The organism is Clostridium tyrobutyricum DSM 2637 = ATCC 25755 = JCM 11008 (assembly GCF_000359585.1).
In the GTDB taxonomy this organism is placed as follows: Bacteria; Bacillota; Clostridia; order Clostridiales; family Clostridiaceae; genus Clostridium_B; species Clostridium_B tyrobutyricum.
The window spans coordinates 1-15,020 of sequence record NZ_APMH01000026.1 but is presented as its reverse complement, the minus strand read 5'-3'; the positions used below and the strand labels follow the sequence as shown (position 1 = coordinate 15,020).

The window sequence follows — 15,020 nt, the reverse complement described above, 5'->3', positions numbered from 1 at the left end:
ACTATAATATAGAAAATACAATTCCTCTTATTATATCTATAATAATAAAAGCAATTATAGGTGAGAAATCTATCATAAGACCTGGAATAAGTTTTTGTTGTAGTTTTCTTCCGGGTCTCATAAATGGTTCAGTAAACACATGGAGCAAATTCACGAAAGAATTCCCTCCCCTTGGCATTACCCATGATAATATTACATCTAAAAATATAGCGCCTTCCAAAAATCTAAAAAGTAATGATAGTGCAACTGCTAAAGTACTTGTTATCATTTTTTCCTCCAATACATTCTACTTCCAATTAAACAAACCTTTGCCTGAAAGCTCATTTTTCAAATCATTACTTACTTCCACACTTGCCGGTGAAAGTATATACACACCTTTTTCTATTTCTTCCAAACTTCCACCTAAAGAATAACTTGATCCTCCCATAAAGTCAAGAAGTCTTTGAGCTACCCTGTTTTCCAAACCTGTAGTATTTATAACCACAATCTTTCTATTTTTCAATTCATCACATATATCGGCAGCTTCTTCATAAGTAGTTGGTTTAACTATTCTTATTTTAGCCGAAATAGTTGTATGTATACTTACAACTTTATTTTGCCTTTTTGAATTTATTACAGGTTCCACCTCTTCAAAATCATTTACAGCTTTTTTATTATCTGTTTCTTCAAATTCTTCAACTTCATCTTCCAAGTCATCTTCAAGTCCTAAAAAACCCATCATCTTATTTAACATCTTGCTCGCCATAGTAATACCTCCTACGTTTATTATATTTTTATTTTACATGTATTGAATAATCTCTTTTACCAAATATTCCTTCCCCAATTCTGACTAAATTTGATCCTTCCTCAATGGCTATCTTATAGTCATGGGTCATCCCCATGGATAATACATCCATCTTTACATTTTTAAAACTTTTTTCTCTCAAATCACAGAATATATTTTTTAACTTTTTAAAATAATATCTGCATTGCTCTTCGTTTCCTTTTGGAATCACTGACATAAGCCCCTTAATTTTTACATTTTTACATTCCTCACAAGCATTTATCAACTCTTGTAGATGTTCTACATAAACACCTGTTTTACTCTCTTCTTTTCCAATATTTATTTGAATTAGAGCTTGTGCCATTAAATTTTTTGCCTTATAATGTTTTTCTATCTCTTTAAGAAGTCTTATACTGTCTAATGAATGAATTAAATAAACTTTTCCTACAATATATTTAACTTTGTTTCTCTGGAGGTGACCTATTAAATGCCACCTTATGTCATCTGGAAGATTGGGCTCTTTATCCATTAATTCCTGAACCTTATTTTCTCCAAAATCCCTTATTCCAAGCTCATAGACCTGCTTTATACTATCTATAGGCTTAGTTTTGGAAACAGCCAATAATGTAACACCATCTTTTACATTTTTTCTTATTTCTTTTAAATTTTCCTCAATTGACAATATTCCTCGTCTCCTTTATCAATTAAGCTTAAATACTTATTAATAATATTCTTCATTAATATTGAAAATCCTTCAAATTTTAATTATTTTTTTATATAAATAATAATTAAAAAATAGCTGCAAATATTATTTGTCTTCTTTCATAAATTCTAAATTGTAATCACCATTATAAGCGGGTATATATACTTTATCCATTTCATTTATATTTACAACTATCTTTCTCATGATCATTAATTTCAAATAGTTCTCATTAGACATCATATAGCTATTAATAACCTCTTTATTACCTATGGCATATATTAAAAAAGGTGATGATATTTTGATTCCATTTACCCTTAAAAATGGTCCACTGCAATAGATTTCAGATCTATCTATTATTCTGTGTCCGTTTATTGAAATAGCTTCTGCACCAGAATTTTTTAAATCATTTATAACTTGGATAATATCAGTATTATGAACAATTCTCATCTGATATTGGAATGCATCCATACCGTCATTTGTAGGTCCATCGTTTATTTCCAACTTTATTCCCTGTCCCTCTAAAGCAGTTTTACCAAGTATTATTTTATCCTGCTGTAATTCCTGGCTTATACTATTTTTTACCTGCACTTGATTTTTATCATCATTCTCGTATTTTTTTAGTTTATTGGAGTACTCATTATATTTTTCCATTTCACCAAGTATTTCACTTCTAAGCTTATTTCTAAGATTATAGGCATCCTGATATTGGGCTGTACTCAAAAATACTTTCTTGTTTTTTAAAACATTTCCTTTAGATATACTTATATTCATTGACAACAGTATTCCAATTATTAGAGCTGCTATAAAAAGAAATATATTGGCTTCACTGCTCTTCATATAATACACCTCATCTTCTATGAGATTTTGCTTTTTCAAGTAATAATCGCCTTACTATTGCAAAATTATCAAATATTCTTCCTCCAAATACTATAACTGCCGCAAGATATATAGGTACTCCCAATTTATCTCCTAGATATGCCAGTGCCACTGCCAGAACTGAATTTCCAAAAAAGCCTGAGATAAATATATCTAATTTGAAATTTTTAGATAGATTGGCTCTCATAGCTCCAAATACCGAATCCAAGCATGCTAAAATTGCCACAGACATATAAGGTGAAAATTTATCTGGAATATTTACATTCCAAACAACACCTACTATTATTCCCAATATAAGACCTATAAAACCTATCATATTTTATCATCACCCCCTGAACTAATCTTTAACTGGCTTAGCATATTCAAATTTATATGTTTTATTATATTTTTTTATAGATATATTATCTGACTTTTCATATTTAATATCAGCTATATCCTTAAAATCTGCAAAGACTTCTGGAAAGCTCATATCACCATACAGTAAATTTTTATCGCCAATGGCCTGAATAACTATCCTGCTTGAAGGTGATATTTTTTCATCATTTATCAATATATAACTTCCAGCTGTTCTAATACCAGTTTCTGATACAATTCTCATATCATTTATAGATATTGCTTCAGCTCCTGCAAATCTCAATTCATTTACTATGTAAACTAGATTTTTATCTGTTATAGTATCTGACGTACCAGTTAAATTGCTGCCAAACATTTTATTATTAGGATTAATATATATGACTATACCCTGTCCCTTGACATCTACATCTCCCGTTAACATTCTAGAATTGTCCAGTTCATCTACAAGATTTTTTGTAGCCGTGCTCTTATTGGCAGCTGCATCTTCATAGGTTTTGACTTTACTTTGTAAATCATCTACTTTTTTTTCAAGTTGTTCTTTTTCTTTTTTATATTGTTCTATTTCAACTGTAATATCTGTATTGTTATTATTTGTAGTCAAATTTAAAGTGCTTTCCTGATTCATAAGAACTTTAAATTGGTATGCAACCATAAATCCCAATATGCCGCATACCAAAGCAACACTTAACTGTGCCCTAAATCTATGCATAAATCTATCCTCCTAGTTATTATATATATAAAATACAGGATTACCATCGAATCTTACATCCACATATCCTTTGGCAGCACTCAATTTTTCTTGTTCTATTATATTTAGTGCTTTATTTAGCTTGTTTTTCATATCATCAGCACTTCCAAGTTTTATACACATATCTTTTTTATAAGCTTTTATATCTAATGAATTAGAAACATCCAACGTATCAATACCAAACATTACATTACTTTCTTCAATTAATGAGCCTATATTTTTTATTCCATCAATTTTTCTATTGTCCCTGGTTTTTATGATCTCTCCAATTTTAGAACTTGTTAGGTTTATTCCATTTAATTGAACAAGATTCATATTATCTATATTACTTCTTTTCTGAAGTAATATACCGGATTTATCCACTATATAAAATGTATTATCCATTTTTATATAAAAAATAGCATTTCTCTCTGCTACATTTATATTTATCTGAGATGGCAATTTTCTAGTTATCTTGACACTTCCTATATATGGATTTCTCAATATGTTTTTTTCTGATTTATTTATATTTATGTAAAATATATTATTCCCCATATTTATTTTTGAAAGCGACTTAATCTCATTTACATCTATGCTTTTATTTCCATAAACTTTTATGTATTTAATATTAAAATATGGAAGTTTTATAGAAAGTACAAAAAGTACTGCTAGAAGAAATATAAATAATAATATACTGTTTTTTATTCTTTTTTTTCTTCTTCTCTTCAAAATAAGTTCATTTTTAGTTTTATTAATTAAAGTATCATTCATATTCACACCAACTCACAATAATCTAGCTTACATCATATATATTAACACTTAATTTGATTAATTTCATTAAAATTCTCATTAATTTTTTATTAATTTCCAACCAATAAAATGCAGTACTGTATTTTATTACAGTACTGCATTTCAATAAATAAAGTTTTTATTTTATATTATACTGATTATTTTGCCGTGATATATTGAGAAGTACACCCATCGCCAGCATATTGAATAATAATGAGGATCCTCCATAACTTATAAATGGAAGTGGAACTCCTGTTACTGGCATGGAACCAGTTACAACAGCAATATTTATTATTGCCTGAACTGCTATTACAGCAGTTATTCCCGTTGCCAGAATAGTACCATAAGTATCACTTGCTTTTATAGCAGTTACAATTCCTCTCCATATGAATACTATAAAGAGAATAATAATTATTATGCATCCTATAAGGCCAAGTTCTTCTCCTATTATGGAAAATATAAAATCATTGTGAGGTTCAGGGATATAATAGCATTTTTGTCTTGACTTTCCAAGGCCTACTCCCCATATTCCTCCTGAACCAAGTGCTAAAAGAGATTGAATTATCTGGTATCCCTTTCCTTTTGGATCTGCCCAAGGATTCAAGAAACTTGTGAATCTAGCCATTCTGTATGGCTCTAAAATTATACCTGCAACTCCTCCCAATGCTACAAAAAGTACTATACCTATCATATGAACAGTCCTAGCCCCTGATGCATATAATACTATAAGTGTAACTATCATGATTACTGCAGCTATACTAAGATTTTTTTCTGCCAATACCAGCCCAGCATAAAATCCTGAAACTAGAAGATATGGGAAAACGCCATACAAAAAACTTCCTATTTTCCTGCCACCCTTGGTTTCTATACTTTTTGCCATATACAGTACAACTATATATTTTGCTATTTCAGAAGGCTGAAATCCTACAGATCCAAGCTTTATCCATCTTTGAGCACCCTTTGTAGCTGAAAAAGCAAAAACTATAAGCAGAAGTACTACTGAAACAACCATAAACAATTTAGTATATTTTTTCAACTTATGGTAATCAAATTTTATAGCTGCAAACATAAATATTGTTCCAATTATAGCCCACAACCCCTGTCTTTTAAGATAATAGGTACTGTCATGCAAGTTTTTATCATAAAAAGCCATATATGAACTTGCACTATATACCATAACAACACCTATGGCTATAAGCAGCATTATAGTTGAAAACATCATAAAATCTATAGATCCCATTTTTTTATTCAGTTTATACATAAATCATAATCCTCCTACCCAATTACTCATTCACGCTGCCAAAAAACCGAGGTTTACAAGCTAATACTTTTATACATTAAAATGATAAGAATCCTACCAAGCATAATACTACAGTAATTATACAAAATACAGCAACGACCTTTGTTTCATGCCAACCTGAAAGTTCAAAATGATGATGCAGCGGACTCATCTTAAATACTCTTTTACCTGTAAGTTTAAAACTTGCAACTTGAATTATAACAGATGCAGTTTCTATAACATATATCCCACCAACTATTATAACCAAAAATTGTAATTTTAATATGATTGCCGCAGCTGCAATTGCGCCGCCCAATGCCAATGAACCTGTATCCCCCATAAAAATCTGTGCCGGGAACACATTATACCTTAAAAATCCAAGGAGGGCACCGGCTGTAACTGCGCAAAAAATAGCAAGTGTAATATGTCCCATGGCAAATGCAACTAATGCAAAGAAAATCATTACAAGTATAGTAATGGATGTAGCAAGACCATCTAATCCATCTGTTAAATTTACTGCATTAGTAGTAGCTACAAAGAAAATAACTACAAATGGAATGTAAAACATCCCTAGATTTAAACTTTTATGCACAAACGGCACTATTATAGAAGTACCTATATTGGGATTATTAGCGGCATAGCATGCAAAGACAATAGATACTATAAGAAGTAATATCATCTTTTGATAGGCTCTAAGTCCTAGATTCTTTTTCCTTATTATTTTAAGTGCGTCATCCAATCCTCCAATTATACCAAATGCTATAAGTGCATATAGGGCAATCATGGCTTCATCTGTTGGTTTCCTGACTATTATAAACATTGTTATTAAAGAAGCTAATATAAATATTATTCCTCCCATAGTTGGGGTTCCAGCCTTCTTTTTGTGACTTTTGGGCCCTTCTTCTCTTTCACTTTGTCCAAACTTAAGTTTATGTAATATTGGAATTATAATTGGTCCTTCTAAAATTGCTATAAAAAATGCTATTAATATTGAATAGATTAATCTATACATTTTATTTGAACCCACCTCCTAATCATTGATATTCTCTTTTAATTTTTCTACTATACTCTCAAATCTCATAGTTCTTGAAGCCTTAACCAGTAGAACATCTCCAGTTTCAATATAACTGCCAGTTAAAAAATTTACTGCTTCATCGTAATTTTTAAATTCCATTATTTTTCTATTATTTATACTAAGTTTTTCAAAACCTCTTTTATAATATATGCTATATTCTCCAAGTGCAATTAATAAATTCACACCCAGTTTTGATGCATATTCTCCAATTTCTTCATGAAGTTCCTGTGACTTTTCACCAAGCTCCCCCATAGTTCCCAAAACTGCAATTTTTCTATTTCCATCAAAGTCAGACAATACATCTATTGCTGCCTTCATAGAATCGGGATTGGCATTGTAGCAGTCATTTATAATTTTAAACTTTTTTCCCTGTATAATTTCAAGTCTCATCTTCGTAGTTTCTAAATTTTTAAATCCAAGTCTTATTTCATTATATGTAAGCTTAAACAATCTAGCACACATAACAGCTAATAGAGAATTTATCACACTATGTTTTCCGGGCGCCATAACATCTATTTTTTCATTTATATCAAAGTCATTTTCCTTTACAGAAAACTCTATAGAATTTTCCATCAGTTTTATATTAAAAGCACTTAAATTTGATCTATCATTAAGTGACACTGTATTTATTTTAAATTTATTGCTCTTTACTGTAGATAATAAATCATTGCCATTATTTAATACAAGTATATTTTCACTAGAAAAGAAATCCGTTATTTCAAGTTTTGCTTTTAATATGTTTTCCCTTGATTTAAGTCTTCCAATATGTGCCGTACCAATGTTAGTTATAACTGCTATATCAGGCTTTGCCGCCTTTGCCATATTATGTATCTCACCTAAATTGTTCATTCCCATTTCCAGTACTGCAATATCATAGCTATTATCCAGTTTGAATATCATATGTGGAAGTCCTATTTCATTATTAAAATTTCCTTCTGTCTTAAATACCTTGAATTTATAACTCAATGCTGCAGCCACCAAATCCTTAGTGGAGGTTTTACCTACAGATCCAGTAATACCTATAACCTTGATATCAAGTATACTTCTGTAATATTGTGCCAGATCAAGAAGTGCAGATCTTGTATTTTCAACTTTTATTATGGTAGTATATGGTCTTATTTCACTATCATCATAATTTATCTCATCTACTATGCATATAGATGCTCCCTTTTCACTTGCCTGTTTTATATAGTTGTTCCCATTAAAATTTTCACCTTTAAGAGCTATAAATAGATCTTTCTTTTCTATCTTTCTCGTATCAGAATTCACATTGTTGAATCCTTCATATATTCCTTCAAATATAATTTTTCCATCTATTGCTTTAACAATATCCTTAAGGCTTATATATTCCAAGAATTACACTCTCCCTTTTGTTCAATTAACAATTACAATACACAGTTCACAATGGTGAACTGCTAATTGCCAATTGCCAATTGTTTTATAATGTCTGCTACAATTTCTCTTTCATCAAAATGTATTGTTCTGTCTTTTAAGATCTGATAATCTTCATGTCCCTTACCTGCAATGACTATAACATCACCTTCTTTTGCTATTTCCATTGCCTTTTTTATAGCTTCTCTTCTATTTTCAATAACTATATAATCCTGTTTTTCTATTCCAGAAACTACTTCATCTATTATTTCCATAGGATCTTCTGTTCTTGGATTATCCGATGTGATTACGGCAAAATCAGATAGATCTGTTCCTATTTTGCCCATTATAGGCCTCTTGGTATTATCTCTATCTCCTCCACATCCAAATACTGCAATTAACTTGCCATTTGTAAATTCTCTAACACTTTTCAATATATTTTCGAGTCCATCTGGAGTATGTGCATAATCTACTATAACTTCATATCCTAAATTATATCCATCCGTTACCAGTTCGCATCTGCCTGGTACAGCCTTTAATTTTTCAAGTCCGGATTTTACAACATCAAGTTTTATTCCTTCATTTATGCAAGCTCCTATACTTCCAAGTGCATTCAGCACATTATATTTTCCTGGTATATTTAAATTTATATGTTTTTTTTCACTTTTATATGTTACATCAAATTCTACCCCCCGGGAATGCATATTTATATTGTCAGCTTTTACATCTGCCGGTTTTTCAATGGCATATGTTACTTTGTTTCCTATAGCATCTTTATATACCCTTGCTCCATACTTGTCATCTATATTTATTATTGAGTTAAGTGTATTTTTAAATAGTATAAGTTTTGCTTGATAATAGTTTTCAAATGTCTTATGAAAATCAAGATGATCCCGAGTTAGATTTGTAAATATTGCTTCACAAAATTCTACTGAATATACTCGGTTTAGATAAAGTGAATGAGAAGATGCTTCCATAACACAATATTCAACTTTTTCATCCACCATTTCCTTAAATAATCTTTGAAGTTCCAATGACTCTGGTGTAGTTCTTTCAGAATGCAATTTTTTATTTCCTATATAATTTGCTATTGTACCAACTAATCCAACTTTATACCCTGCAGACTCCAAAATAGATTTTATCATAAATGTAGAAGTTGTTTTACCGTTGGTTCCTGTTATTCCTATAATTTTCATCCTGCTGGAAGGATTTCCATAATAATTTGACGATGCTTTTGCAAGTGTTTTTCTGCCATCCTCCACTTTTATAGTGGTACACTCTGGTAATGATTCTATACTTTCACTATATATTATTACTGATGCACCATTTTTAAATGCATTATCTATATAATTATGTCCATCAGTTTTATATCCTTTAATACATATAAATACATCTCCACTTTTAACCTTTCTTGAATCATATTGAATCTCATTTATATCCACTCCATCTGATCCACTCGTTATCTCATAATCCATACCACAAAGTATATCTTCCAGTTTCATATCAACACCCCTATCTAAAACATTATTAAACATAGTAATTATACACATATATAGTTCCAAAAGGAATATATTTTTGAATTTTTAATCATACAAACACAGCATTGGCATGCAATTCACACTTTTTAGTGCAATTGCATGCCATAATTTAATCTCCAATGAGTTCAGTACTAATATTTATAGTTGTCCCCTTTTCAACCTCCTTACCTGGTTCTACATCTTGATCAGATACCATTCCATTTCCATGGACATTAGCTTTTAATCCCAGGCTATTAAATACACTTATTACATTTTCAGGGCTCATGCCATTTACATCCGGTACTGTTACTACCTTATTGTAAGCCTGACTTTGTGATGTATGAAGCACAACTTTACTTCCCTCTTTAACAGTGTAACCAGGTTTAGGATTCATGTCTACCACATACTCACCATTAGTATCAGATTCCGGCACTAAATTCATCTCTTTAAGTTTACTTTCAACATCAGCTACTTTCATTCCTCTAACATCAGGAACCACTACATTTTTAAGCATGCTCCTGGCAATTTCTTCAGAACTTCCATCACTTTTCATCCCAAGATAATTGAATATATCCAAAAATAATTGCCTGGCTGCAGGAGCTGCAGTCTGAGCTGCATAGTAATTGGAGGAATCCGGTTCATCAATGGATAAAAGCAGTGTTATTTTAGGATTGTTAGCTGGAGCCATTCCCGCAAAAGAAGATACATATTTTCCTGACTGATATCCACCTACACCAGCTTTTTGTGCAGTTCCAGTCTTACCTGCTATATGATATCCATCTATAAATGCATTTTTTCCTCCACCTTCTGAAACTACCCTCTCAAGATATGTCCTAAGTTGTGCTGCCTTACTGGAATCTATAAGTTTTTTCTTATTTTTCTCATTTAAATTATATTTTTCATCAACTACTTCTTCATTTTTGCTTTCATTATAGTGATCTATCTCTTTCATGACATGAGGTGTTATGAAATATCCTCCATTGGCTACAGTATTGAAAGCTTTTAAATACTGCATCATGTTAACCGTATTTGCCTGTCCAAAAGAAATGGTAGCCAAATCTATGTCACTTATATCCTTGGTCCTTTTTATAATACCCTTTGCCTCTCCTGGAAGGTCTATTCCCGTCTTTTGTCCAAAACCAAATTTTTGTATATATTGATTTAATTTTTCTTTTCCTATCATCTTTCCAAGTTGAGCAAAGCCTACATTACATGAATTCTTTAATATATCGGGAAATTTCTGTACCCCATGTCCTCCTGACTTCCAGCAATGTATGGTCTTATTTCCTATAGTTATGCTTCCATTACAGGAAAAGCTATCATTGTTTACATCTACAGAATTGGTTTCAAGAGCAGTATCTGCTGTTACAACCTTAAATATGGAACCTGGTTCAAAAGTATCACTTACAGCCCTGTTTCTCCAGCTCTTCTGAAGTTCATCATAGGTCTTTCCCTTTACCCATGGATCATTTGGATTATAGTCTGGTTTGTTTACCATAGCCAATACTTCCCCATTATTTGGATCCATAACTACTATACTTACAGCTTTTGCTTTATTGTCCTTTAAAGCCTGATCTGCTGCTTTCTCAGCAAAATGCTGAATCATGCTGTCAATTGTGAGTTCGACATCTTTCCCATCTACAGGTTTTGTGAATTCAGATATAGTATATGGAAGATCCTTGCTCTTGCTGTCAGTTTCAGTAATTCTTCTTCCTGGAGTTCCAGAAAGCTGTTTATTATAATAAAGCTCTACTCCTGTAAGTCCCTTTCCATCTGAATTAGTATGCCCAAGCACATGTGCCAAAAAATTATTATTTGGATAATATCTTTTTGTATCCGCCGAAACAAGTACTCCATTTAAATTCAGTCCTCTTACTTTATCTGCTTCAGGTTTTTCTATCCTTCTCTTAAGTGTGGCTGATCCAAGTGGCAGTCCCCCTGGAAGCCTCTTTCCAAGAGTTTTTAATACCTCGCTCTTATCCATAGAAAGGGCTGAAGAAATCATTGTTACCACCTGATCCTGGGAAAGTTTTTTTTCTTTCATGGTGTCTCTTAAAGTATTCATATCCAAATCCACCCTATATACATTTGCACTTATAGCCAGTTCATTTCCATTTCTATCTAGGATTCTGCCTCTTTTTGCATCAATTTTAACATCACTTGTCCATTGTGCCACTGCCATAGCTTTTAGCTTTGGAGATTTGTAGACCATAACATAGAGCATTCTGCTAATTAGTACAAAAAAAGTTATAAACAGAAAACTAAAAACAATTATCATTCTTTTTCTAGTTATAACTCTATCCCTGTATTCCCTTTTAGGCAATTATACTACCTCCATTTAAATTGCTTTACCTTATCCAAGATACTATTAATTTTCTTTTTATCTTTTGAGGGATCTTCTTTTATAATTGTCTTGTTTAAATCTGCATATACAGCTGAACTTTTTTGAGGTTGTATCATATGGAGTTTATTTATTGCAGTGTCCTCTATGTACCCAAGATTGTTGTACTTAACCAATTCTACTGTTAGATTTTCATTTTGTTTATTTATTTTATCCACTCTATTCTGAGTAGAATTCAACTGCATCTGCATGTTGTATATAATAGAGTATCTAGCTATTAATACAACTCCAATCACAAAAACTATTCCTATATTTCTCATAACTTTAATCTTGTGTTTAGTTTGTTTCTTTCTATTATTCTTCTTGACTTTAACTTTTTTTACAGTAGGTTTATATGTCTCATATTCCGGCTGTATTGCATTGTTTCCACTTATGATTTTATCCTCATTCATCACTATCAATTTATTCACCCCATTCAAATTTTAGAACTAAATTTTCTCTGCTACTCTGAGCTTAGCACTTCTACTTCTAGAATTTTTTTCTCTTTCATCTTCTGTAGGAATTATAGGCTTTCTAGTTATAATTTTTATTACAGGAACCTTTCCACATACACATATGGGAAAATCTGGTGGACAGGTACATGGATTCTGTAAATTTTTAAATTTCACTTTTATTTTTCTGTCCTCCAATGAATGAAATGTTATAACAGCTAATCTTCCACCTGATTTAATACGTTTTACACTGTCTTCCACTGCTCTGTCCAATATACTAAGTTCCCTATTTACTTCTATCCTTATTGCCTGGAAAGTTCTTTTAGCTGGATGTCCATCATTTTGAAATCGCATTGGCACAGCTTCTTTTATAATATCCACAAGCTGAAAAGTAGTTTCAATAGGTGCTTTTTCTCTTGATTCTACTATAAATTTTGCTATTCTACGTGAAAATCTGTCTTCACCATAGTTCTTTATAATTTTAAATATCTCATCTAAACTATATTTATTTACTACATCATAGGCTGTTAAACTTTGATCTGTATCCATTCTCATATCCAAAGAAGCATTTCTCATATAACTAAATCCTCTTTCTATATTATCCAGTTGATAAGAAGAAACTCCCAAATCCATAAGTACGCCATCTACATTTTCAATATCCAGTTCATCCAGTATCTTATCTATATTATAAAAATTATCATGTACATAAGTTACATTCTTATATTGTTCAAGTCTTTTTGAGGCTGCATTAAGTGCATCTTTATCCTGGTCTATTCCTATGAGCCTTCCTTTTTGTCCAAGTCTTTTCAATATTTCACTAGAATGTCCCCCTCCTCCTAAAGTACAATCTACATATATTCCATCTTCTTTTATATCAAGTGCACTTATAGTTTCCTCTAAAAGTACAGGTTTATGATTGAATTTCATAAAATAAATCCTCCAATTTTGTTATATTCCAAGGTCACTCATTTTCTCTGCTATATTATCAAAATCTATATTTGAATTATTGTATTCTATCCAATTTTCCTTGCTCCATATTTCAATTCTATTGGATACTCCTATACTTACTACATCCTTTTTTATTATTGCATATTCCAAAAGAGACTGTGGTATAAGAGCTCTTCCCTGTTTATCAGTATTTAACTCATTGGCTCCTGAGAAAAAGAATCTTACAAAAGCCCTGGCACTTTTATTGGTAAGTGGAAGCTTTTCCATTTTCTTCTCCAATATGTGCCACTGTTCTTTAGTATATACGTAAAGACATTTATCTAAACCTTTTGTAAGTATAAAATTACTTCCAAGACTTTCTCTGAATTTAGAGGGTATAATTATTCTATTTTTACTATCCAGGGAATGCTCATATTCACCTATAAACATAATTACACCCTTTTCCTATATATTCACTCCACTTATCACCACTTTAAACCACTATTTTTATTTATTCTATATACACATAAAAATTCCTGCATGTTTTATGCATATTTAATATATTTTTAAAAGAGATTAAACTTAATCCAGTTATTATTCAATTTATTGAAATGATGTCTGTTGTAGAGTATAATTTAAAATGAATTTTATACTAGATATATAGGAAAGGACTGTACATAGATGAAACTTGGAATCGTGGGTTTGCCTAATGTTGGCAAAAGCACTTTATTTAATGCTATAACAAAGGCAGGAGCCGAATCTGCTAACTACCCTTTTTGTACTATAGAACCAAATATAGGAGTAGTAAGTGTTCCAGACAGCAGAATTGATGTGCTTGAAAAAATGTATAAATCTGAAAAGAAAGTCTATACAGCTATAGAATTTTATGACATAGCTGGTTTAGTAAAAGGTGCCAGCAAAGGTGAAGGACTTGGAAATAAATTTTTATCTCATATAAGGGAAGTTGAAGCCATAGTCCATGTAGTCAGATGTTTTGAAGATGAGAATATAGTCCATGTTGATGGTTCTATAGATCCTATTCGTGACATTGAAACTATAAATTTGGAATTAGTATTTTCAGACATGGAAGTAATGGATAGAAGAATAGAAAAAATAGTAAAATTAGCCAAAAGTGGTGCTGACAAAGATGCAAAAGCTGAATATGAATTGATGTTAAAGATAAAAAAGCATTTAGAAGAAGGCAAACCTGTAAGAACTCTAGATCTTACAGAAGATGAGTCTGAAAAAGTCAAAGGATACTTTCTACTTACAACTAAACCAGTATTATATGTAGCAAATATTTCAGAAGATGACTTGATCTCAAATAATACCAATAATAAATTTGTTCAAAAAGTAAAAGATTATGCAACTACTGAAAATGCAGAAGTTATAACAATCTCTGCAAAAATCGAGGAAGAACTTTCAACTTTAGATGAAGATGAAAAGTCAGAAATGCTGGAGGAATATGGTTTAAGTGAAGCAGGTCTTGACAAATTAATAAAAGCAAGCTATAAACTCTTGGGACTCATGAGTTTCCTGACAGCCGGAGTTAAAGAAGTAAGAGCATGGACAATAGTAAATGGAACAAAAGCTCCTCAAGCAGCCGGTAAAATACACTCAGATATTGAGAAAGGATTCATAAGGGCAGAAATCATATCTTATGACAAATTAGTCGAGTGTGGATCTGAAGCTGCTGCCAAAGAAAATGGTTACTACAGGCTAGAAGGAAAAGATTATGTAATGCAAGATGGGGATGTAGTAAACTTTAGATTCAATGTATAATTAATTATTGATGGAATGAGGATAC

At 31.3% G+C, this 15,020-nt stretch carries 16 protein-coding genes; 1 reads left to right on the top strand and 15 read right to left on the bottom strand.

Translation table 11 applies throughout. The features are described from left to right. Position 1 precedes the first annotated feature (1 nt). The 15 genes from J418_RS0110745 to mraZ all read right to left on the bottom strand — a co-directional run bounded on the left by J418_RS0110745 (position 2) and on the right by mraZ (position 13,663). Positions 2 to 268: a YggT family protein gene (locus J418_RS0110745; protein ID WP_017750794.1), complete on the bottom strand. Its 267-nt coding sequence runs from the start codon at positions 266 to 268 to the stop codon at positions 2 to 4. A gap of 18 nt (positions 269 to 286) precedes the next feature. Next, positions 287 to 745, bottom strand: a complete 459-nt coding sequence (locus J418_RS0110740; RefSeq protein ID WP_017750795.1) for a cell division protein SepF — start codon at positions 743 to 745, stop codon at positions 287 to 289. Positions 746 to 773: 28 nt separating this feature from the next. After that, a complete protein-coding gene (locus J418_RS0110735) occupies positions 774 to 1,445 on the bottom strand; it encodes a YggS family pyridoxal phosphate-dependent enzyme (protein WP_017750796.1) in 672 nt (223 codons plus the stop codon). Between the two features lie 126 nt (positions 1,446 to 1,571). Next, positions 1,572 to 2,342, bottom strand: coding sequence for a DUF881 domain-containing protein (locus J418_RS0110730; RefSeq protein ID WP_235806996.1), 771 nt, complete (start codon positions 2,340 to 2,342; stop codon positions 1,572 to 1,574). Further along, on the bottom strand, positions 2,314 to 2,658 hold the full coding sequence (locus J418_RS0110725; protein ID WP_017750798.1) for a small basic family protein: 345 nt from the start codon (positions 2,656 to 2,658) through the stop codon (positions 2,314 to 2,316). Before J418_RS0110725 ends, J418_RS0110730 begins: the two co-directional genes overlap by 29 nt. Before the next feature lie 21 nt (positions 2,659 to 2,679). Next, positions 2,680 to 3,405 (bottom strand): DUF881 domain-containing protein, encoded by a 726-nt coding sequence (locus J418_RS0110720; protein ID WP_017750799.1) that lies wholly within the window; start codon positions 3,403 to 3,405, stop codon positions 2,680 to 2,682. 12 nt (positions 3,406 to 3,417) lie between these two features. Further along, positions 3,418 to 4,194: a cell division protein FtsQ/DivIB gene (locus J418_RS0110715; protein WP_017750800.1), complete on the bottom strand. Its 777-nt coding sequence runs from the start codon at positions 4,192 to 4,194 to the stop codon at positions 3,418 to 3,420. A 157-nt stretch (positions 4,195 to 4,351) separates the two neighbouring features. Beyond that, positions 4,352 to 5,473: a stage V sporulation protein E gene (gene spoVE / locus J418_RS0110710; RefSeq protein ID WP_017750801.1), complete on the bottom strand. Its 1,122-nt coding sequence runs from the start codon at positions 5,471 to 5,473 to the stop codon at positions 4,352 to 4,354. Positions 5,474 to 5,549: 76 nt separating this feature from the next. Continuing rightward, on the bottom strand, positions 5,550 to 6,503 hold the full coding sequence (gene mraY, locus J418_RS0110705; RefSeq protein WP_017750802.1) for a phospho-N-acetylmuramoyl-pentapeptide-transferase: 954 nt from the start codon (positions 6,501 to 6,503) through the stop codon (positions 5,550 to 5,552). An 18-nt stretch (positions 6,504 to 6,521) separates the two neighbouring features. Beyond that, a complete protein-coding gene (locus J418_RS0110700; protein WP_017750803.1) occupies positions 6,522 to 7,919 on the bottom strand; it encodes a UDP-N-acetylmuramoyl-tripeptide--D-alanyl-D-alanine ligase in 1,398 nt (465 codons plus the stop codon). 62 nt (positions 7,920 to 7,981) lie between these two features. Continuing rightward, complete coding sequence (locus tag J418_RS0110695) at positions 7,982 to 9,439, bottom strand: UDP-N-acetylmuramoyl-L-alanyl-D-glutamate--2,6-diaminopimelate ligase (protein WP_017895559.1); 1,458 nt, start codon at positions 9,437 to 9,439, stop codon at positions 7,982 to 7,984. 145 nt (positions 9,440 to 9,584) lie between these two features. After that, positions 9,585 to 11,777: a stage V sporulation protein D gene (locus tag J418_RS0110690; RefSeq protein ID WP_017895558.1), complete on the bottom strand. Its 2,193-nt coding sequence runs from the start codon at positions 11,775 to 11,777 to the stop codon at positions 9,585 to 9,587. Between the two features lie 5 nt (positions 11,778 to 11,782). Further along, positions 11,783 to 12,247 carry a hypothetical protein gene (locus tag J418_RS0110685; protein WP_235807000.1) on the bottom strand — a complete coding sequence of 155 codons (465 nt, stop codon included), beginning with the start codon at positions 12,245 to 12,247 and terminating at the stop codon, positions 11,783 to 11,785. A gap of 36 nt (positions 12,248 to 12,283) precedes the next feature. Continuing rightward, entirely contained in the window at positions 12,284 to 13,213 is a 930-nt protein-coding gene (gene rsmH / locus J418_RS0110680) for a 16S rRNA (cytosine(1402)-N(4))-methyltransferase RsmH (protein WP_017750807.1), read from the bottom strand. A gap of 21 nt (positions 13,214 to 13,234) precedes the next feature. Continuing rightward, complete coding sequence (mraZ, locus tag J418_RS0110675) at positions 13,235 to 13,663, bottom strand: division/cell wall cluster transcriptional repressor MraZ (RefSeq protein WP_017750808.1); 429 nt, start codon at positions 13,661 to 13,663, stop codon at positions 13,235 to 13,237. 231 nt (positions 13,664 to 13,894) lie between these two features. Here mraZ and ychF point away from each other — a divergent pair, with 231 nt between their 5' ends. Beyond that, positions 13,895 to 14,995 (top strand): redox-regulated ATPase YchF, encoded by a 1,101-nt coding sequence (gene ychF / locus J418_RS0110670; protein ID WP_017750809.1) that lies wholly within the window; start codon positions 13,895 to 13,897, stop codon positions 14,993 to 14,995. The last annotated feature ends 25 nt before the right edge of the window (positions 14,996 to 15,020 follow it).